General features: G+C 45.6%; 17 protein-coding genes and 1 pseudogene. 4 read left to right on the top strand and 14 right to left on the bottom strand.

Features of this window, described 5'->3' with window-relative positions; all coding sequences use genetic code 11:
* Nucleotides 1-433: 433 nt before the first annotated feature.
* Both ACP4IT_RS09615 and ACP4IT_RS09610 read right to left on the bottom strand, forming a co-directional pair.
* A complete protein-coding gene (locus ACP4IT_RS09615; protein ID WP_011667910.1) occupies nt 434-823 on the bottom strand; it encodes a CvfD/Ygs/GSP13 family RNA-binding post-transcriptional regulator in 390 nt (129 codons plus the stop codon).
* A 33-nt stretch (nt 824-856) separates the two neighbouring features.
* Nucleotides 857-1,450 carry a peptidylprolyl isomerase gene (locus tag ACP4IT_RS09610; RefSeq protein WP_156646925.1) on the bottom strand — a complete coding sequence of 198 codons (594 nt, stop codon included), beginning with the start codon at nt 1,448-1,450 and terminating at the stop codon, nt 857-859.
* A gap of 121 nt (nt 1,451-1,571) precedes the next feature.
* On the opposite strand from ACP4IT_RS09610, the gene ACP4IT_RS09605 reads away from it, so the two are divergent.
* The 4 genes and pseudogenes from ACP4IT_RS09605 (at nt 1,572) to ACP4IT_RS09590 (ending at nt 4,013) form a co-directional block, all read left to right on the top strand.
* Nucleotides 1,572-2,081 carry a phosphatidylglycerophosphatase A family protein gene (locus ACP4IT_RS09605; RefSeq protein ID WP_011667912.1) on the top strand — a complete coding sequence of 170 codons (510 nt, stop codon included), beginning with the start codon at nt 1,572-1,574 and terminating at the stop codon, nt 2,079-2,081.
* 99 nt (nt 2,082-2,180) lie between these two features.
* A complete protein-coding gene (locus tag ACP4IT_RS09600; RefSeq protein ID WP_011667913.1) occupies nt 2,181-2,846 on the top strand; it encodes a VTT domain-containing protein in 666 nt (221 codons plus the stop codon).
* A gap of 151 nt (nt 2,847-2,997) precedes the next feature.
* Nucleotides 2,998-3,201 (top strand): annotated as a pseudogene (locus tag ACP4IT_RS09595) (aldo/keto reductase); the annotation flags it as partial.
* A 17-nt stretch (nt 3,202-3,218) separates the two neighbouring features.
* Nucleotides 3,219-4,013 carry an SDR family NAD(P)-dependent oxidoreductase gene (locus tag ACP4IT_RS09590; protein ID WP_011667914.1) on the top strand — a complete coding sequence of 265 codons (795 nt, stop codon included), beginning with the start codon at nt 3,219-3,221 and terminating at the stop codon, nt 4,011-4,013.
* A gap of 238 nt (nt 4,014-4,251) precedes the next feature.
* Here ACP4IT_RS09590 and ACP4IT_RS09585 read toward each other — a convergent pair whose 3' ends face one another.
* From ACP4IT_RS09585 to ACP4IT_RS09530, 12 genes are all read right to left on the bottom strand, one after another.
* Complete coding sequence (locus ACP4IT_RS09585) at nt 4,252-5,658, bottom strand: APC family permease (RefSeq protein WP_156646923.1); 1,407 nt, start codon at nt 5,656-5,658, stop codon at nt 4,252-4,254.
* A 192-nt stretch (nt 5,659-5,850) separates the two neighbouring features.
* Nucleotides 5,851-7,710 carry a SpaA isopeptide-forming pilin-related protein gene (locus ACP4IT_RS09580; protein WP_426855584.1) on the bottom strand — a complete coding sequence of 620 codons (1,860 nt, stop codon included), beginning with the start codon at nt 7,708-7,710 and terminating at the stop codon, nt 5,851-5,853.
* 333 nt (nt 7,711-8,043) lie between these two features.
* Nucleotides 8,044-10,275: a lectin-like domain-containing protein gene (locus tag ACP4IT_RS09575; protein ID WP_051464035.1), complete on the bottom strand. Its 2,232-nt coding sequence runs from the start codon at nt 10,273-10,275 to the stop codon at nt 8,044-8,046.
* Nucleotides 10,276-10,514: 239 nt separating this feature from the next.
* On the bottom strand, nt 10,515-11,156 hold the full coding sequence (locus ACP4IT_RS09570) for a WxL domain-containing protein (protein ID WP_011667918.1): 642 nt from the start codon (nt 11,154-11,156) through the stop codon (nt 10,515-10,517).
* 598 nt (nt 11,157-11,754) lie between these two features.
* On the bottom strand, nt 11,755-12,384 hold the full coding sequence (locus tag ACP4IT_RS09565; RefSeq protein WP_011667919.1) for a TIGR01906 family membrane protein: 630 nt from the start codon (nt 12,382-12,384) through the stop codon (nt 11,755-11,757).
* Nucleotides 12,377-13,171 carry a TIGR01457 family HAD-type hydrolase gene (locus tag ACP4IT_RS09560; RefSeq protein ID WP_011667920.1) on the bottom strand — a complete coding sequence of 265 codons (795 nt, stop codon included), beginning with the start codon at nt 13,169-13,171 and terminating at the stop codon, nt 12,377-12,379. Before ACP4IT_RS09560 ends, ACP4IT_RS09565 begins: the two co-directional genes overlap by 8 nt.
* 12 nt (nt 13,172-13,183) lie before the next feature.
* Complete coding sequence (locus ACP4IT_RS09555) at nt 13,184-13,855, bottom strand: YutD family protein (RefSeq protein ID WP_051464039.1); 672 nt, start codon at nt 13,853-13,855, stop codon at nt 13,184-13,186.
* Between the two features lie 11 nt (nt 13,856-13,866).
* Entirely contained in the window at nt 13,867-15,252 is a 1,386-nt protein-coding gene (locus ACP4IT_RS09550; RefSeq protein ID WP_015473566.1) for a bifunctional metallophosphatase/5'-nucleotidase, read from the bottom strand.
* Between the two features lie 59 nt (nt 15,253-15,311).
* Nucleotides 15,312-15,920: a metallophosphoesterase family protein gene (locus ACP4IT_RS09545; protein ID WP_011667923.1), complete on the bottom strand. Its 609-nt coding sequence runs from the start codon at nt 15,918-15,920 to the stop codon at nt 15,312-15,314.
* A 14-nt stretch (nt 15,921-15,934) separates the two neighbouring features.
* Complete coding sequence (locus ACP4IT_RS09540; protein ID WP_024855090.1) at nt 15,935-16,783, bottom strand: aldo/keto reductase; 849 nt, start codon at nt 16,781-16,783, stop codon at nt 15,935-15,937.
* A 122-nt stretch (nt 16,784-16,905) separates the two neighbouring features.
* Nucleotides 16,906-18,309, bottom strand: a complete 1,404-nt coding sequence (locus tag ACP4IT_RS09535; RefSeq protein ID WP_011667925.1) for an amino acid permease — start codon at nt 18,307-18,309, stop codon at nt 16,906-16,908.
* A gap of 205 nt (nt 18,310-18,514) precedes the next feature.
* Nucleotides 18,515-19,705 carry an acetate/propionate family kinase gene (locus ACP4IT_RS09530; RefSeq protein ID WP_011667926.1) on the bottom strand — a complete coding sequence of 397 codons (1,191 nt, stop codon included), beginning with the start codon at nt 19,703-19,705 and terminating at the stop codon, nt 18,515-18,517.
* Nucleotides 19,706-19,721 lie beyond the last annotated feature (16 nt).

Raw genomic sequence — 19,721 nt, 5'->3', positions numbered from 1 at the left:
ATTGTTGTTACATTTTTAAAAGCGAATTGACTTCGCAAATATTGTTTGGGTTTGATTCTAAAATCAAACCGCCCTACACATATTTGGTTTGTCGAAACAATGTTCAGTTTTCAAAGGTCTACCGAGTTATCAGAAGCAAGCGCTCCGTGACAACTTTTAAAGTATATCATGTCGTCTAAATCATGTCAACATCTTTTTAAAACTTTTGAATATATATTCAACCGGTTGGCTGAGATATTCGGATGCTTGATGCCTTTCGACAACATAAATCATTGTATCAGTTGCTGTTTAACGCGTCAAGCATTATTTTCAAATTGTATGACTATTCAGCAATTTATTTTTTATGCATTTCTGTCGTTCACAGCAACAGGTAATATCTTACCAAGCATCCCGTCTTAGGTCAAGGGAAAAATAAAAAAATAAAGGCCCCTCTTTAGGAGGAGACCTTTTCTTGATCTAAACGTCGTGACGCTTCCGCTTTCCAACCGGATAGTCGGTCTGCAATTGGTTTAAAACCAATATTGATTCGATGATTCGTCCAATAGTGTCGATGCTGATGTGGTAATGTCTCCTGATTAAAGTCAACATGTTCCAAACACCTTAACGACAAGCTAATCTTACCTGTAAACTCATCGATGTCTAAAATAACAACATCCACCTCTTGGTTAACTGCTAGATAATCATGGATATCCTTAACATAGCCACAATGACATTCTGAAATATGAATCAGTCCCTGGCGATGACCGCCAAGACTGACAAAGGCCCCATAAGGCTGAATTCCGGTAATATGGCCAGTCACCCGTTGGCCAATCTGAAATGCCATGCTACCGTCCTCCTTCTTATAGTAGGTTTTTGATTAGTCATTTTCTTGAATCTTCACTTTATCCATTGTTACAGGCGTTGCTGGCTGATCACTAGCATCCGTCTTGACCTGAGCGATGGCATCGACAACATCCATTCCCGAGATCACTTGACCAAAGACTGTGTGGCGGAAGTCCAACCATGGCGTACCACCATTCTTATAGGCATCAACGATTTCATTAGGGAAGCCAGCATCCTTCATTTGGCCTTGCATTTGTTCAGTCATGTCCTTATCTTGCACAATAAAGAATTGACTACCGTTAGTATTCGGACCAGCATTGGCCATTGACACGGCACCACGCAAGTTATAAAGCTCTTGTGAGAACTCATCTTCAAATGGTTGTCCCCAGATACTTTCGCCACCCATCCCAGTACCAGTTGGATCGCCACCCTGAATCATAAAGTTAGGAATAACTCGGTGAAAAGTTAAGCCATCATAGTAACCAGCCTGAGCGTGGGTTACAAAGTTTTCAACCGTCTTTGGTGCTTGTTCGGGGAACAGCTGCAGCTGAATAGTCCCCATCGATGTCTCAATCGTGACTTGTGGGCCCCTGGCGTTAGCCAAATCAATTTGTGGAAACTTTGTCATAATTATCCTCCATATCTTTTCAAACACTATCTTTTATCTATTATCACCGCCAGTCAACAAAAATGCAACCGACGCAGTCGGTGTTATACTGAAATTAATTAACTAATAAAGGAGATCCCTCATGGCAAAACCAGCAACTGCTTTAAAACAACGTACTATTGATCTACTCAACCAGCGTGGTGTCAATTTAGAAGACATAGCCGACCTGGTTATTTTCTTACAAAAAAACTTCATTAAAGACTTGAGTCCTGAATTAGCCTTGGATAGTGTCCAAACCGTCCTAAGCAAACGAGAAGTTCAAAATGCCATTATCACAGGTATCCAACTAGATATTGCAGCTGAAAATCACACACTCTTGGAACCCCTTCAAACCATTGTTGAACGTGATGAGGGTCTTTACGGTGTTGATGAAACCATGGCGCTATCCATCGTCGATATCTATGGGTCAATTGGCTTTACCAATTATGGTTACATCGACCGGGTTAAACCGGGAATCCTAGCCAAATTGAATGCTCATGAACCCGGAATCATTCACACTTTTTTAGATGATTTAGTTGGAGCCATTGCTGCCGCAGCTGCAGCACGATTGGCCCATGACGATCAGGGGGAACAAGATACCCCCTTTAAGTAATTCTCATAATTTCATTAAGCTTCACTGATTCTGCTGACAGTGAGGTGTCTTCTGACTTACACTATGGTCACTAAATTAAAATGTATAAGGAGAACCTTAATGGGATATTTAATTGATTTTGTCCTTCACATTGACAGTCACTTGGTCAATATCGTCAATACCTTTGGCGGCTGGACCTATATCATCTTGTTTGCCATCATCTTTATCGAAACTGGTGCGGTTATCTTACCATTTCTACCGGGTGATTCGTTACTCTTTGCCGCTGCAGCTCTAGCGGCTAATCCCGCTTATGGCCTAAATATCTGGCTTTTTAGTGGTCTATTCTTACTCGCAGCTGTTGCCGGTGATTCCCTTAACTTCTATCTTGGTAGCAAGGCGGGCGCCGCTCTGTCGAATCATTCCTGGTTTGGCCGTCTGATTAATAAAGACAAATTGGCTCAATCGGAAGCGTTCTTCCGTAAACACGGGCCCCTCGCAATTTTCCTAGGCCGCTTCATGCCAATTATTCGGACATTCGTTCCGTTCACTGCGGCAGGCTCAAAGTTTCCGTATGGCCGCTTCTTAACCTACAACGTTAGCGCTGCTATCACTTGGGTCTTTATCTGTTCCGGTGGTGGGTACTTCTTTGGTAACATTCCGTTTGTGAAAGAACACTTTTCCGCAGTTGTTCTGGGAATTATCATCATTTCACTGATTCCAGCCATTGTTGGTTGGCTAAGAGGTCGACACCCTGCAACGCCCAATCGCGTTCCTGAAGACGATTAAAATCGTGCCAAGTCTTAGTGACTTGGTTTTTTGTTTACAAAAAATTAAGGCACCCCTATTTTCCGATTGCTGCTTCAAAACTTACTTTAAAGTGAACAAGATTAAAGTCCTTGGTGTAAACAACTTTGAACCGCATCGCTTGTCGGCCAGTCATCACAAGACAGTCGCTCAAGTCATTCTCCGCTGGGATATTCAGCAAGACATTCTACTTGTCGTTAAATCGGTTAAGCCAAAACGCCGCGCTAGTAATGCCGCCGTCTTTGACTTTAAGTTATCGCCTGAAGATATGCAGCGGATTGACGCCCTCAATGCCGACTTACGCGTGGGACCCAACCCTGATGAATTTGATTTCTGACCTAGGAGGTTACATCAATGGATTTACATTTAACCGGAAAAACAGCGCTTATTACGGGCTCTACTAAAGGTATCGGCAAGGCCATTGCAACTGAACTGGCTCGTGAAGGGGCCGATGTCATTATTAATGGTCGCCAAGCTTCGGTCGTTGAGCACGTCGTACAAGAACTCACTACGGACTTCCCAACGACCCATCCCCGTGGAATTGCTGCCGACATTGCCCAGTCGGCAGACCAGCAAAAACTCTTTACGCAAGTCCCACAAGTTGATATTCTCATTAACAATATGGGAATCTTTGAGCCTATGGCCTACCAAGAAATTACCGATGATGTTTGGCGTAAATTCTTTGACGTTAACGTTTTAGCGGGTAATGCCTTAGCTAAATTTTATCTTCCCAAAATGCTAGCTCAAGACTTCGGTCGGATTATCTTTATCGCCAGTGAAGAAGCCATCATGCCTTCTGGTGAAATGCCACAATACAGTATGACCAAGTCCATGAACCTCTCCTTAGCTAAAAGCTTGTCAAAATTGACCGTTGCGACACACGTTACCGTGAATACCATCATGCCAGGATCCACCCTTACCGAGGGTGTTCAAGCTATGTTGACCACTATGTACGCTGACAGTGGTCTACCACGGGATCAATGGGAAGCTGATTTCATGAAAAACCATCGTTCACGCTCCCAAATTCAACGCTTGATTCGACCAGCTGAAATTGGTCGATTTACTGCCTTCGTGGCCAGCCCAGATGCTAGCTCCTTTTCCGGTGAGGCCTTACGTCTAGATGGTGGCTTGGTGCCAACAATTATGTAAGGCACTAGTCCTATAGCTAGTTTTTTCGGTTGACTTAGCTCGCCACTCATGCGATACTAGTCGAGGTGCCAAACCACGGTGAGGGTACGCGATCGGCGCGCAAGCGTTCCGAAGGTCGCCGCACCTCACCATTGCAGCATAACGGTCAAACGTTGTGCTGTTTTTTTGTGAATTTTTTTCTACATAATAAAACTAGGAGTGCCCCTCGTCATAGGGGTCACTCCTAGTTTTAATTTGACTATTCAGTTCGATTTTGCAGTTTAGAATGGCGCAAACCATAACCAAAGTAAACCCCAACTCCCACCAAGAGCCATAGCCCCACGGAAATCTTGGTCACGTTCGGCAACATAATAATAAAGTAAATGCTGGCTACCCCAGCCAAAATAGGTAGAAATGGGTACAATGGCATCTTAAAGCCATGATTTTCAATATCGGTTCGTCGCCGCAAGGGAATGACCCCAAAGGAAATAAAGGCAAACGCCAGCAATGTTCCCGCATTAATGAGCGAAGCCAATTCTGTCAGCGGCACCAGTCCCGCAAAGAACGCCTGCACAACCGTTGCAACAATAATGGCATTCTTGGGCACGGCACGCTTAAAACTAATCTCACCCATACGAGCTGGTAACAAGCCATCACGCCCCAACGCGTAAACCAGCCGAGAACCGCCAAAGAACATGGTAATCATCGACGTAAAAATACCGATTAATGCCCCAATGGTAATCAACTTATTCCATGTATTCAAGTGAATAAGTTGTAACGCATAGGCGGCCGGATCATCCACATTTAGTTGCCGATAATTAACAATCCCCGTCAGAACTAACGAAAAGGCGACGTATAAGATAACTGATACGACAACGGTTCCTAAAATACCCCGAACAACATTTTTCTCCGGTTCAATTGTTTCGGCTGAGTTAGCGGCTAGCGCATCAAACCCAATAAAAGCAAAGAAGACAGTTGCCGCGGCCGTTGAAATCCCACCTAGCCCCCACGGTGATGTTCGGAACTTTTGCGGATAAAATGGGACATAGTTCGCCGACTTAATGTAAAATACACCAACTACAATAAATAATATAATAATTGCAACTTTGATGACCACTGCCACATTCTCCACGCGTTTAGATAACGTCGTCCCGTGAACAATAATGAACGCCACAATGAGCACGATCAGCGTTGCTGATAAATTGATCACGCCACCTTCCATCGGCCCTGCCTGCAAAGCTCGCGGCAAGTTGAGACCAACAGCGTGTAAAATATTATTATTAAAATACGCTGCAAACCCGGTTGCTTCGGCGGACACCGCTAGAAAATATTCCAAAATCAAGGCCCATCCTAGAATCCAGCCCACAATTTCGCCATAAACGACAGAACCAAATGAATAGGCTGACCCAGCAACTGGCATCGCTGAGGAGAATTCAGCATATGCCATCCCAACAATTCCAGAAACCAGTGCGGCGAGTAAAAAGGCCACGGCCACGGCGAGACCAGCGTGCAAGGCCGCCTCATGCCCAGGAAGAATGAAAATTCCCGTCCCAATCACGGCACCAATTCCTAACGCTACCAAATCACGTGCACGCAGCGTCTTGGATAACCGAGCATCTGCTTTCAAATATGTTGCAATTGACTCTTTTTTAAATATGTCTTTCATAACCCACCCCTATAAGTAATCATTCTGCCACGAATCTTTTAACTGTAATCTAATTAAGTTGCCATTTCAACCCCATTTTATGGTTAATCCCCCTAATTAGCAAATAGCGTTGACCGTTTAAGACCATGAACCCCCAAATTCTCAAAAAAAATGACGCGCCCCATTAAAGGACGCGTCATTTCCTTTATGCAATTAATCTCGTCGTTTCAGCTCATACCAGCCATAGCCACCAATACCTACCAGGATGAGAAGTACCCCTCCAACGACTTGTAGATCTTGACTGGTTGTTCGTTGCTCACCGGTCTGTGGCAGGCTATGTCCACTAGCATAAACCGCACCATTACTGTGACCCATTCGATGTTCCGTTCCCGTGCTTGACGGCGTCATCCCGGTCGACATAGTCCCAGTTGGGGCACCTGTTCCCGTCGAAACCGAACCATTCGTAGTCGCTGTTACCACGTGTTTAGGTGTCACTCGGCTTGACGGTGCTACCTTTGGCTTAACGGTTGCTACCGGCGTGCTAGGCGTCTTAGGATGTCCCGGCTTGGTCGTAATAGGCGTACCTGGAGTCGTCGGATGCTTTGGCATCGTTGGTGGTACTGTTGATTTTATCGGCTTAGTTGGCTTTGCCGGTGGTGTCACACCAGGCTTGGTTGGAGGCGTGACACCCGGTTTTGTCGGCGGTACCGTGGTTCCTGGATTTTCGGGTTTCGTCGGTGGCGTGGTCCCCGGATTGCTAGGTTCCGTTGGATTCGTAGGGGTGCCAGGCTCCGTCGGCTCAGTTGGTGTGGTCGTTCCCGGATTACCCGGCTCCGTTGGATTCGTTGGATTTTCCGGTTCCGTTGGCGTTGTCGTCCCTGGGTTCTCTTTTAAGGGATCGTCTTGCGCCGTTACGCTCACCGCGGCCGTCTGATTAGCAACAATCGTAAATGTCACTGGCTTTTCGCTCACTTGATACCCACTGGGTGCAGCCGTTTCAATAAACTCATACGCACCTGGCTCTAATTTTTCATACGTAATTTTACCCTGTTCGTCTGTCTTTAATCCCGATGCAACGACCGTTCCATCGGCCTTTTTCAACGTGTAAATTGCACCCGCTAAGACCTTACCTTCTGGGTCAGTTTTGGTTAATACAACTGAACCAGTGGCCGTGTTTGGCTGCGTACCGCCACCAGTTGCACCACCGCCCCACGCAATATTAGAATCACTCTTTTGACCATTAAACGAAACAGAGTTTTCCCACCCATTTTGATCAAAATTCGTTGGTGTTGTGTCATAGGTTACTCGAGTAGCATTGGTCACACCGGGAACCGTGATGGTTAGTTGACTACCACTAACTGCTACACTAGGCGTTACATTTGACGATCCCACAAAGACGCCAGTTGGCATCAACTGCCCCCGTTCTGCAGTAGCCGAGCCCTCAACATACGTTTGGCCAGGTCCCATGGTATCAGTTAACACCACGTCATTTGCATCTTTACCGGCTTGTGTAGCATAAATCGTCCATCGTAATTTGGTCGGTCGCCCTTGCGCATCTGACTCAAGAATAATGCCTTGCTTTGCGATCTTATTACTCTGCGCATTATCCCCAGAACTTTCACCAGCTCTAACCGCGAAAGTCAAAGTACCGGCACGGTTGGTCGCTATTGTCCCCAACAAATCTGAAAATGTGATAATCCCGCTGGTTTCACCTGCCTTAATTGTGAAGATCCCAACCTCTCGACCAGCATCATCTACAATTGAAATTACCATATCATTAGCCGCATACATCCCACTTGGCAAAGAAACAACCGCCGTATCACCACTTCTTACTGGTATACCATCTCGAATCCCCCATGTATAACTCACCTTATAGCTTTGACCATTGGTTACTTGACCACCAGCAATCGGGTTCCCGTCAAAGTCAGTTACCTTGGCATCACTACCCGTTAACCCGATAATCGGAACCGTATCAGCTTGAGCCGATATACTTTGCGTCAGAAATCCTCCTGCTAACAAAAAAGTCAACGCGACAAGCAAGCTCCACAGAACTGTGCGCGTTTTTCGTCTCATGTTAACACCTCCTCCAAAAAACAAAACCGACAACTTACTTCCTAACGCTGCCCACACTATACGCGAAAATGATGGGCTGTCAGTAAATAACCCATTCGAATGGTTAATTTTAGCTAGTTCGTGCCCCAAACTAGCTAATTTCACGTTAAGTTCGTTTACAAGCGGATTCGTTGTGGTTCCACCGTTGAAGCGGCTTCGTTATTCTATAGTTAAGAAGCAATGGTCGTTCATTGATTCAAGACAAAAAGATGAAACCTAGTAGCCAACTAGATTTCATCCTTCATTGTGGTGCTTTCTATTCCGCTCAATACTTTTGTTTCGCCCTAGTCAAGGTTAGCTGGGAACATCATCAAGTGACCACGTTAATTCGCCTTGATAGTTTCCAGTCGTCGCGCCATCGTCGATTGAAAGAAACATCCCTGTTTGGTGGTCCCAATCATCGGTAACGCCATAAACATTATGGTTTTTCGCCTGTTTTTTAGTCGTTTCGTGCGTCACAATTGGCGTCATTTCTTTTTCAATTGGCGTTTTTCCTTCGCGAGTCGCATAAACGGGCTTGCCAAGTAAATGATCGCCCACCTCGTTAACAAAGGTCGCAGCTTTCACACTCAAGCGCCATTTAGAACCAGCGCCTCGTGTATCTTGCACAGACAATTCCCAACCATCACCACGTTTTAATTCCTGGCGTTGACCAGTCAGTTGTTTCGATTCAAACGACACGTCACTAGGCGCCGTTAATTCTAAACAGCCTGAACAAGAAATCGTCACTTCTTCTGCATTTGACCGTAACTCACCAGAGGTCGCGACAACTTCAATGACATTATCACCCTTTTGTAATTGGTTAGCCTGTAGCGTAACCTTAAACGTCCCATCTTCAGCCACTTTGATCGGTTCTTTTTGAACCTTACCGTTAATAGTTACGTGTACCCAAATTGGCTCATCGTGTGCAAGGGTAGCAGCACTATCTAAGTCAACTTGACCCGTAATAGTTGTCGCTTCATTGACGGGCAGTGAAAGATGTTGATCACTCGTGACCGTTAACGTTAATTCTTGACTGGGATTAATAACAAAGTCGGGTGTCGTTAACTCACCAATCATCACGTTAGACGTGTATTTACTAGTTGTGCTAGCGACCTCACGCCGATCGTCCACCGCAGCGGCGCGCCCCGTAAATCGAATACTAGCCGTGGCAACATCCTTATTTAGCTTCTCTGCCAAGAAGACATTAATTGATTGGTCTTGGCGATCATCAAGGGAAATGTTTTGCACTTGCCCATTACTATACGTGACTTCGGCCTTATCATAATCAATATCCGTAGGGAGCTTTAAGTAGCTTTGAATATTCGCCCAGTTAGCTTGTTGCCCATCTTGATAGTTGAACTGATAGGATAGCTCGAGCTTATCCTTGGCAAAGACTTCGTCCCCCGCTTTAACTTCCTTCTTTCGCGTAAGATTTTTTAGCGTTGTAGTTGTCTTACCATCGATAAGGTCTGGTGCTTTTTCGAAGACCACTAATTGATTGGAGGCAAACTTAGTAGTTGTCGTACCGGCAAGTCCCCAACGAGCTTTGCCATTTCTATCTGGATCAATCGTGTTAACATTAACATTAACTGTTTGTTCCCGACCATTAAGACGCTCTCCAGTCTTCGGATCCTTATCATCAAAAACATAAGTCATCTGACCGTACGAATTACCTTCATGATTAGCCGGTTGCCACTTTAATGTTAAATGTCGCCACTGACCGTTTGACAAGTAGTTACTATTGCTTTTATCACCAATCATCCCAACATGCTGTATGTGATAGTAGTAATGCATCACGTTTATTGGTGTATTTCCAGTCCAAAGAACCCCAGAGTCAACGTGCTGTATGAAACTAGCACTACTTCCGGGATGATTAGAAGCAATGTGGTCTCCAACCTTACTATTCTCAAATTCCAAATCAAACGAGTCCGCTTGACCTGCTGCACGCCCCCCGCTTTTAATGTTCTGATGTGTGTCGAACTCAAGTGCCCAGCTATTTTGAATACCTCGCTTTGCTAAGCCAGCGGCCTCTCCTTGTGTTCTAACGGTATCTGATGGCCAGACTCCTAAAGTTTCTCCTGGGACACTCCCTTTTTTATTCAATTCCGGCATTGCATTCACACCCCGCGCATCGTTGTGTATAGCAAATGCCATTCCTTCACCTGAGGCTGAGTACTGGTTCCCAAAATATAACCACATTGATGTCGTTTGCGGCTTAGTTAGCTCAAATTCGCTGCCATGCTTGGACCAAATAGAGGCATACTCGCTTTGATGCCGAGTCATTGAGACAACCTGCCCATTTGGAACACTTGGATTATTCCCGGAAACAATCTCGGCCTTACTTCTATTTTGGCTATCCGTTTTTTCTGTTGTCACAGCAGCATCTTCCCCATCCATTACAATCCCCATGGGGGCTGTTTCTAACGCCTTCTTATAATCGGCCTGATTAATACTCCCTGCATCCGCTGCCTGAGCAGTCATGCCACCAGTACCGACGGCCATCAAAATCGCCCCTGCACATATCCACTTCTTTAACACCTTCATCCCTCCGATAATTAGGTCATTTTATTTTCAAACGTTCGCGCCACTAGTCAATGACACCTCAACTTTTTTGATCAATTTCATTTGGTATAAGAATATTCATAAAGACGGTTTCATTCATCACATAACAAAGGGTCTGTAGCGTTTGCGACAAGCGCAAACCGGCAGGCCCAACGAGTCATTCTTCATCACAGGTTCACTGTGACCCAACGTTCTATGAACAACAATCTCCTCCTTATTTGTTACTGTGGCGCGTTGCTTAACTGCCAAGTCAGATTAGAAACATACGATCCTGGTAACTGACCAGCCGGAACTGACAACTTGAAATCACTCAAAGCGTACTCTGTATCCCAAATGCCCAGACCACCTTTGACTGGTGCAGACAAAACTAGTTGATTTTGTCCATCACCGCTCAAGGAAACTGCACTCATCGCTGGCTTAGGTGAAGCGTTATCTGCATTAGCCGGGGCTACCCCAGCCGCCGCAAATGATAGCTTCGCGCCATATAGCGAATTGTTGGTAGCCGAATCCGTAAATGCCGAATTCATTACCTGAACGTTCCAGCCACTGGCAATCCCATCGTTGGCCACTTCTAGATCGGAGTCTACTTTAGCCGCCTGAACGCTGAGATCCGTTGAGCCATTAGGCGTTGCATTACTCCCAAAGTCAATATTTGGCACCTTACTTAATGTCAGTGACGGGTTAGTCGTTGTAAATACCGTCGTTGCTTGACTGTCTTTAGGTGTCAACGTCGCACTAGGACTTGAAGAACCAGAACTTGAGGAACTACCTGCTGCTAATGCTGGTACTGCGGCCGCTAATCCTAAGCCTAATCCGACTACAGCTAAACTGCTTAACCAAATTTTTTTCATTTGGAGAGCCATAATCCACACTTCCTTAGTTAAATCTAGCCGTTAACAGGTTTATACACATTTGTTATCATACCGATTGACAACCTACCCCCACCACAAAATTTAAACCGTGCCGACCACTCTGTTCGTCAGCGTTCAAACTAACGTCACGTGGAGTAACCCTCCACTTGATTCACGAGTATCATACTCACTTCCGCCTTAAAAAACTAGTCAAAAGCCGGAGTTTCGTATCTATTCACTTAGTGATGGTAACCGCTCACAATTTATTTTTAATAGCCTTTTACCAACTGATTGATTGCGGGGGCCACTGATCATTCCCAAAAATCGTCACTCCTACTGGTGCCGATCAGCCCTAGAAACTCCTGAATTATCGTGCGGTCGCCACTGCTATTCTTAACAAATCATTCATACGCACAACTTAATGAGTTTAGTTAAATTATCATCCTCCCCATTATCTTTGGCCCTTTAATCAAACTAAATTTAAGATAACTGATTGCTCAAGAATCAACGTTTCTCCTTCGAAAATCTCCCCAGCCCGTTCTACCCCAAAACAAAAAAAACGTCATTCATTAATGAATGACGTGCCGTTAAATACTTATTGATGCCCTAATTAAGCTTGGTGAATCGCGTGTCTACCACGCCAATACAGCCAGCCTACACCCAGTTCAAATAGAACAAACGCTAAGATAAAGCAATGCAGAAAGAATGTATCCGGTAACGCGTTAATAATTGGGTCCAGATCCGGATCAAACAGCCAATCATTATTTCGGAACAGGACTTGATGAAAGGCAATGAAGAACCCATTAAAATTAATCGTCAACATCACACCCAAAAATACAGGAATGACCGCCGCCACTTGGGCCGGTCGAATCAGTCGCCATTCCTCACCCCGCTGATGTAGTTGCCGTAAGAACCAGCCAGCCGGAATGATCGACAACACTAACACGATATGATTAATCAAAAATAATCGTTTAACATCTTCAAAATGAATCATGCCGGTAAAAGAAGTTGGAAAGTTGGTCATATTTAACTCAGTCACCCACGGCAATTCCAAATAGCGTAGCAACTGGTAATAATTGTGCATAATCCTTGTCGGTGACATATTCACGAGGTGCGTAATCCCTAACCAGTGAATATCGAGTCGATATAGCCAGAATGCATTGATCGTTAAGGTTATCGTTAGCGTTAGTAATGCTAAAAATAACGCCGTGAAACCACTCCAACGGTTTAACCTAGTCACGTGGTCCCACCTCGAAATCCCATCGATCCAGCGCACTTACGGTGTAGGTCGGCTGAATCTTTTGCTGGGCAACTTGTTCAGGAGTCGAGACACCCGTATATGTCAACAACGTATCCACACCGGCATGAATGCCGGCAAGGATGTCGGTTTGATAATTATCCCCAACCATAATGGCTTGGTCCGCCGCTATTCCTAATTGGTGCAATGCATTTTCCAACAGAATCGGTTCAGGTTTACCAATAAAGATCGGGTCCGTTTGGGTAGCATACCGCACCAAATCAACCAGTGCACCCGCACCTGGCATTAGCCCCCGTGCCTTGGGAATATTAGAATCTGAATTCGTGCCAATGAAGGTTGAGCCACTGCGAATGGCAAGAATTGCCTTAGCAAATTTTTCATACGTCACATCACTATCTAGCCCAACCACAACGTATTCTGGATGTTCTTCATCCACCGTAAATCCTTTAGCCGCCAGCGCCTGATGCAGACCAATCTCGCCTACCACATAAACAGTTCGCTTACCGGTAGCCCCTGCACGTTGATCTAAATAATCAGCCGTTGCTAGACCAGCCGTATAAACATTATCCGTGGTGACGTGAATATCGTGATTGTCAGCTAGATTAGCCACCACATCAACCGGAAGTTTGGTCGTATTATTCGTTACGAATTTGAACGGAATTTGTGCAGCCTGTAGCCGTTCTACAAAAGCCTTCGCCTTAGGGTACCGTTTAGCCCCAGCATAAATGGTGCCATCCAAGTCGATTAAATAAGCTTGATACTTTTTCACTGCAACCGCTCCCTACTCTTCTTCCTTTTTTCGAATGGTAAAATGTCGCCGACCTTGACCACCCGTTGCGACGGTCACCGTCTTAGTTGCCGTTGACGTTGGCTTAACCGTCGTCCGCCGTTCTTCCGTGTATGGATGGGTCGTATTCCGCCGCCGATGCCGAGACCGCCGCCGATGGTTATTATTCGCATGACTGGGCTTGTCTCCGGCAGTATCCGCCTTAACTGCTGGTTGTGCAGCCGTTGCGGTTGTTTTTTCAACTTTAGGGCCATTGGTATTACGCCGACGTCGATTTCGCCGCGGTTTGGGTGCTGTTTTAACGTCTAAATTATGCAGGATAAAATAAGCACACCCAAAGTTACACATTTCATATAAATAATCCTGAACGGCTTCAATCTGATTTTGTTTCGCACCGGAACGCTCTTCGGCATAAAATCCCTTCAAGCGAAGTTGTTCAAATCCCCAGTCGCCAACAATATAATCGAATTTACTTAAAATCGTACTGAACCGGGCCGCAAACTCCGTAAAGTCAAAACCGTCACGTACATTAACGACCAATTCATAAGGGTGGTTATTAATCGTCAAATGTGTTTCATCCACCCGCACCACTTCAGCGGCTGGCTCGCGGGTTTCTTTTTGTTGGGCAACTAGTGCCTCCAAATCTTTGCGATCCACCGTCGTCATCCTCTCATTTGTTAAGTTAACGGATAGTGCCGCGCCAAGTACTGTGCGAACACTTCTCGTAATAAGTCGTCATATAAAATTTGGTTCTTACCAACAATCGAAATTGTCGGGAAAAACGGAATAAACAGGTAATGATCTACCATTGCAATGCGATATTGACGGGTAGGTGACAAGGGTTCACCGCGCCACGTAACTTGATGAGTTACCGCATCATAGGCCAGACCTAGGTAATTGAGTTCGCCAAAGATTTTACCGCGAAAGCCCATCCCTTTTTGTGGGAACCGACGTAAAAATAACCGAGCCAGCTCAAATTCTTGGACGAGCCGCCAAAGATCATAACCACTTAGTGTCACCGTCATTACGTGCATATTGTGCGGTAATAACTGATGCAGTTGATTTTGATTAACCACACCACTGGGCAAATCTTGTAGAAATAAGCCAGCGTTCAATATGGCTGCTTGCGTACCCGCATATTCCGCAATAGCATGCAGCCCTTCACGGACCAATCGGGGTTGTCCAGTGGGATCGGCTTCCATCGCTGTCGGTAAATTAGCGACTCGTTGCTCAGACAAGATGGATTCTCCCAGATCTTGTAAACTCGTAATCTCAGCAGTATCGCCATCCGCAACCGGTAACGTTGCCGTTTCCGTTACACTAGCCACCGCTGATTTCACCTGATGATCCGGTGTGATTGACAACTCAATCTTACCGATATACCGCCCAAATTTGCCAGCTGCTGCTAGTAAGCTTTGATGATCATGTTCTCCATGTGGCAATAAGTGATGCGTATGACTGCCGATGATTACCGTAACCTGTGGAAACCGCTTGGCTAGTAAGCGATCGACATCCAGCCCAAGATGGGACAAAAGCACACAGACATCGAACTGGCCAGCGAAGCGATGTAAGAGTGCCGCTAAGGTCGGTTGCACGTCTAAAATCTGCCACCCGGCCAACGGATAGGTTAGATGATACGGCGCCGTCAATCCCAGAACTAATAGCCGCGTCCCAGCCGCCGTTGTTAACAAGCGATGATCAATGGCCCAGTCTGGTAGTTCATGGGTGTCTGGTATGCGTAAGTTACCCAGGATCACTGGAAAATTCGCATGGTCGTACAGGTGGTCTAATTGCGCCCGCACAAACCCCAGTCCTTCATTATTCCCAATCGTGACACCATCATACCCAATTTGATTCATTAACTGGATATTTTGCTGGCCATTAGTCGCTTCACTAACTGGATGTACCCGGTCAACGTGATCACCCAGATCAAAGGTGTACACCGTTGCCCCATCGGCCATCACTTGTTGGCGCGTTGTTTTGAGATACCGCCGAATGCGCGGCCAATTTTCAAAATGCGAATGCAGGTCATTGGTGTGCAAGATTGTTATCCGTTCCATCATCTCATTCTCCTCTTAACACTGCTTTTAATCCTACGGCATCCAAACGGAACGGTCAAGCGCTATTGTTTTTCACGGAACTCCTGAGCCTTACCCGTGACCATCTGTTCAATTTCCGTTGGTGAAAACGGCGTACCAAATGGAACACTGGTAGTCAAGTACCGTTGTTCCGGTGTATCAACACCAACGTTAATATTTTCTTTAACCGGAACAGCATAGTGATGAATGTGCCCGTGCAAGTTAATAATCTGATTAACAATCCCCAACATCATCGGATAATGCGTTAAGTAATATTGCCGATGATCGTACTTAATCAATGCTCCCACATCATGAAAGGCAAATTTGGGTTGACCATGGTCACTAAAATTATGGGCCGCCAAGTATTTAAATAACGCTCGGCTATCATGATTGCCCTTAATCAATTCTAAATGACCATTCAGTTGCGATAAGACATTGAAGACCGCCTCATCGGACTTGATGGCTGGTTTCGTAAAATATAGGGCAATGTCGCCCAAGTGATAAACCGTGTCCGTTTCAGCCACACGGGCATTCCAGTTATCAATAATGGTTTGATTCATTTCATCAACACTGGCAAACGGTCGTGGTGCAAAGTCGCTATCACCTAATAAATCTTTGTGGAAAAAATGCGTATCTGATGTAAAGAATTGCATCTGCTGAGCCTCCTTTATAACGTGTCCAGTGGTTGTTTGGTCGTGGGTGCGGGGAAAGCTTGGTCTAACTGTGCCAATTCTTCCGCCGTTAAGGTTAACGCGCCAGCAGCGATATTTTGCTGCATGTGAGCAATCGAACTCGTTTGGGGAATTGCCAAGGTCTGGGGTTGACGAATCACCCAAGCTAACAAAACTTGATAGACTGTGGCGTGATGAGCTGCCGCAACCTGCTGTACGATTTCGTTAGTGGTCAGATGATGCCCCCAGACATCCCCCTGAGCAATCGGTGAGTAGGCAATCAACGGTAACTGATGGGCCCGCTGCCACGGGAGTACATCATATTCCAATCCACGACTCCCCAAATGATAAAGGTCCTCATTGGCCGCCGCTTGATTGCCACCCGGGAGTGACCACAGTTCGTTAAGATCCGCCTGATCAAAATTTGAAATTCCCCAGGCACGAATCTTGCCCGTCGTTTGTAGCTGCTGCAAGGTGCTTACAGTTTCAGCCAAGGGGACAGTGCCCCGCCAGTGATACAAATATAAATCCAAATAATCCGTGCGTAACCGCTGTAAACTGGCATCTAAACTCACAGCCATTTTTTGCCGTGACGCATTTTCTGGCAAGACTTTAGAAATCAAAAATAAATCTTCTCGTCGTTCATTAGCCAGTGCTTCGCCAACCAGAGATTCAGCACGGCCTGCGCCATACATTTCAGCCGTGTCAATGACCCGGGCTCCGGCCGCGATTCCTGCTTGAATTGCCGCAATCTCTGCCGATCGTTGTGCCGGTTGATCGCCCATATGCCATGTGCCAATGCCGATAGCCGGAACAGTTTGTCCCGCAATGGTCAATTGCTTCATCTTTAACGCCTCCGTTATTTACTTATTACCCCTATCCTAGCACTTCCCCCTATTTTTCGCTGGTTCCAATCCCTTATCTAATCAAAAACAGGATCGGGTATGCTCACCGATCCTGTCCTTGATTAGTTTGAAGTTTTATCAGTTTGCGGCCGGTTGTCTACAGCTTGTCGGTCATGCCAAACTTTTCCAACACTGAGTGCGACCAGCCAAGCCACTGATCCCATTAAGGCAATCAATGTATCCGTTCGGAACAGCAAGATGATCGCCACCATCGCCAGAAAGGCTAAAATAAAATAATCACTCCACGGGAAGAACGGCATCTTAAAATCAGTCGTTAAGCCCTTGGCTAATTGTTGCTTTTTATATTTTAGATGCGCCACGACAATGGCTCCCCAGATAAAGAGAAAGCAAGTGGTCGCAATACTAGAAACAAATGCAAAAACATGCCCGGGAATAATAAAGTTCAAGCCAACTGAAATAGCAATAACCAGCGTTGAAAATCGCAATGCATGAACCGGAACTTGCGCGTGCGACAATGTCCCCATTCGCCGAGCAAAGGCCCCTTTACCTTGATACGTCAGCGAAAATAGCATCCGGCCGGTTGTAAAGAGGGAACTGTTGCAGGCCGAAGCCGCCGCGGTCAATACAACGAAATTAATGACGGCCGCCGCTGATTGGATGCCCACGTTCTTAAAGACTTGAACGAACGGACTACTAGTTGGTGAGACTGCGGTCCACGGGTAAATACACATCAACGCCAATAGGGAACCTAAGTAAAATAAAATAATCCGCATCGGAATCTCATTAATCGCCTTAGGAATAACTTTTCGTGGGTTAGCCGTTTCTGAAGCGGTCATCCCGACCATTTCAATCCCCACAAAACTAAAGAGAACCATTTGAAAGGATAGAAAGAAGCCCTTAGCGCCGTTAGCAAAGAAGTGCCCAGTAGTCAGGTTAGCTACACTGGCATGACCCGCCGGCGTGGGAAAATGAACCGCAACCATGTAAGCCCCCGCCAAGATCAGCGCAATAATAGCCACCACTTTAATAATGGCAAACCAAAACTCCGTCTCGCCAAACGCACTAACGGTAACAGAATTAAGTGTCAGCAAAACACCTAATAAGACAACTCCGATGACCCATTGTGGTAAATGAGGAAACCAAAATTGCATGTATTGTCCTGCTGCTGTAATTTCAGCCATTGCAATCGTAATCCAGCAAACCCAATAGGTCCAACCGGCAACGAAGCTCATATTATCGCCTAAATAACGTTTAATGAAATCAATGTAGGAATGTGCATCTAAGTCCGACAGTAACAGTTCACCGAGCGCGCGCATTAATAGAAAACACATCACGCCAGTTACTAAGTACGCCAGTAAAATAGCGGGTCCTGCCAAATGAATCGACTGCCCGGCGCCCAGAAATAAACCAGTTCCAATCGTGCCCCCCAGCGCGATGAGCTGAACGTGGCGACTTTGAAGTCCCCGCGAAAATTCTTGGGTTTCATTTGATTGACTTTTTTTCATCTTAATCGCCCCTTTGTTGAAATACATTATACACGGCTGATAGATTAACGCTAGCGACCACCTAATGGCATTTTTCCAGCCAAGACGGCCTCAACCGCGGTATAAAAGAATTTCATTCATCTTATACATATATAAATGATACTTGTTCAACTTTAGGTGAAAAAAAGACACGCTGGCTTTCTGCCAACGTGTCAGTCAATCGATCTTATTTCCGTAACCGCTCAATATCACGGACAATCATTAATTCCTCATCAGTTGGAATTAAGAGTGTCTTAATCTTTGAACCTGCCTTACTCAAGTCGCGTTCTACGCCACGAATGTTGTTCTTTTCAGAATCAACACCAATTCCAAAGTAAGCCAATTTATCCGCAACCTCTTGACGAATGGTAATATCATTTTCACCAACACCGGCCGTGAAGACAATCGCATCGGCACCACCTAATTCGGCTAGGTAAGCCCCAACGTAACGCACAATCCGGTTGATGAACATGTCCCGAGCTAACTTGGCCCGTGGATTCTTAGCTTGAACCTTTTCCAGGTCTCGCATATCAGCTGATACACCAGAAACACCCACTAAGCCTGACTTCTTATTCAGAATGTTAATCATATCATTGGGCTTTTCAATGTTCAGCTTTTCCATCAAGTAAGCGACTAATGAGGCATCAATATCCCCAGAACGGGTCGCCATTTCAATCCCAGCCAATGGCGTGAAGCCCATGGATGTATCATATGACTTGCCATCCTTGATCGCTGTAATTGAGCCACCAGCACCCAAGTGCATCGTGATTAACTTCAGGTCTTCTAATGGCTTGCCCAACATTTCAGCAGCACGATGGGCAACGTAACGGTGGCTTGTCCCATGGGCACCGTACTTCCGAGCGCCGTACTTTTCATAGTATTCGTAAGGAATGGCATACATGTAATTTTCTTGAGGCATTGACGTATGGAATGACGTGTCAAAGACCGCCACGCTCACCACGTTAGGCAAGATCTTCTTAAAGGCCTTGATGCCCATGGCTGCAGCTGGATTATGCAGTGGCGCGTATTCTGCCAAGTCTTCAATCTTTTGTAAGACATCGTCATCAATGATGGCTGAATCTTTGAATTCTTGCCCACCAGCAACGACACGGTGACCCACACCCGTGATTTCATCAAAGTTTGTAATAATCTTGAGTTCAGTCAATTGGTCTAACATCAATTGAATAGCTTCGTTATGATCGTTGATATCTTGATGAGTTTCGTACTTTTGCCCATCACCATACTTGATTTCAACTAACGAATTACCCAAACTAATCCGATCAATGGCGCCTTCGGCAATAACTTCTTCTTCCGGCATCTGGAATAGTTTGAACTTTAATGTTGAACTTCCGGCGTTAACGGCTAATGATTTTCCCATGTAGTAACTTCTCCTT

The sequence above is a fragment of the Levilactobacillus sp. LN180102 genome (genome assembly GCF_050106635.1).
In the GTDB taxonomy this organism is placed as follows: Bacteria; Bacillota; Bacilli; order Lactobacillales; family Lactobacillaceae; genus Levilactobacillus; species Levilactobacillus brevis.
The sequence above is the reverse complement of the archived record's forward strand: the minus strand, read 5'-3'. Positions and strand labels throughout refer to the sequence as shown.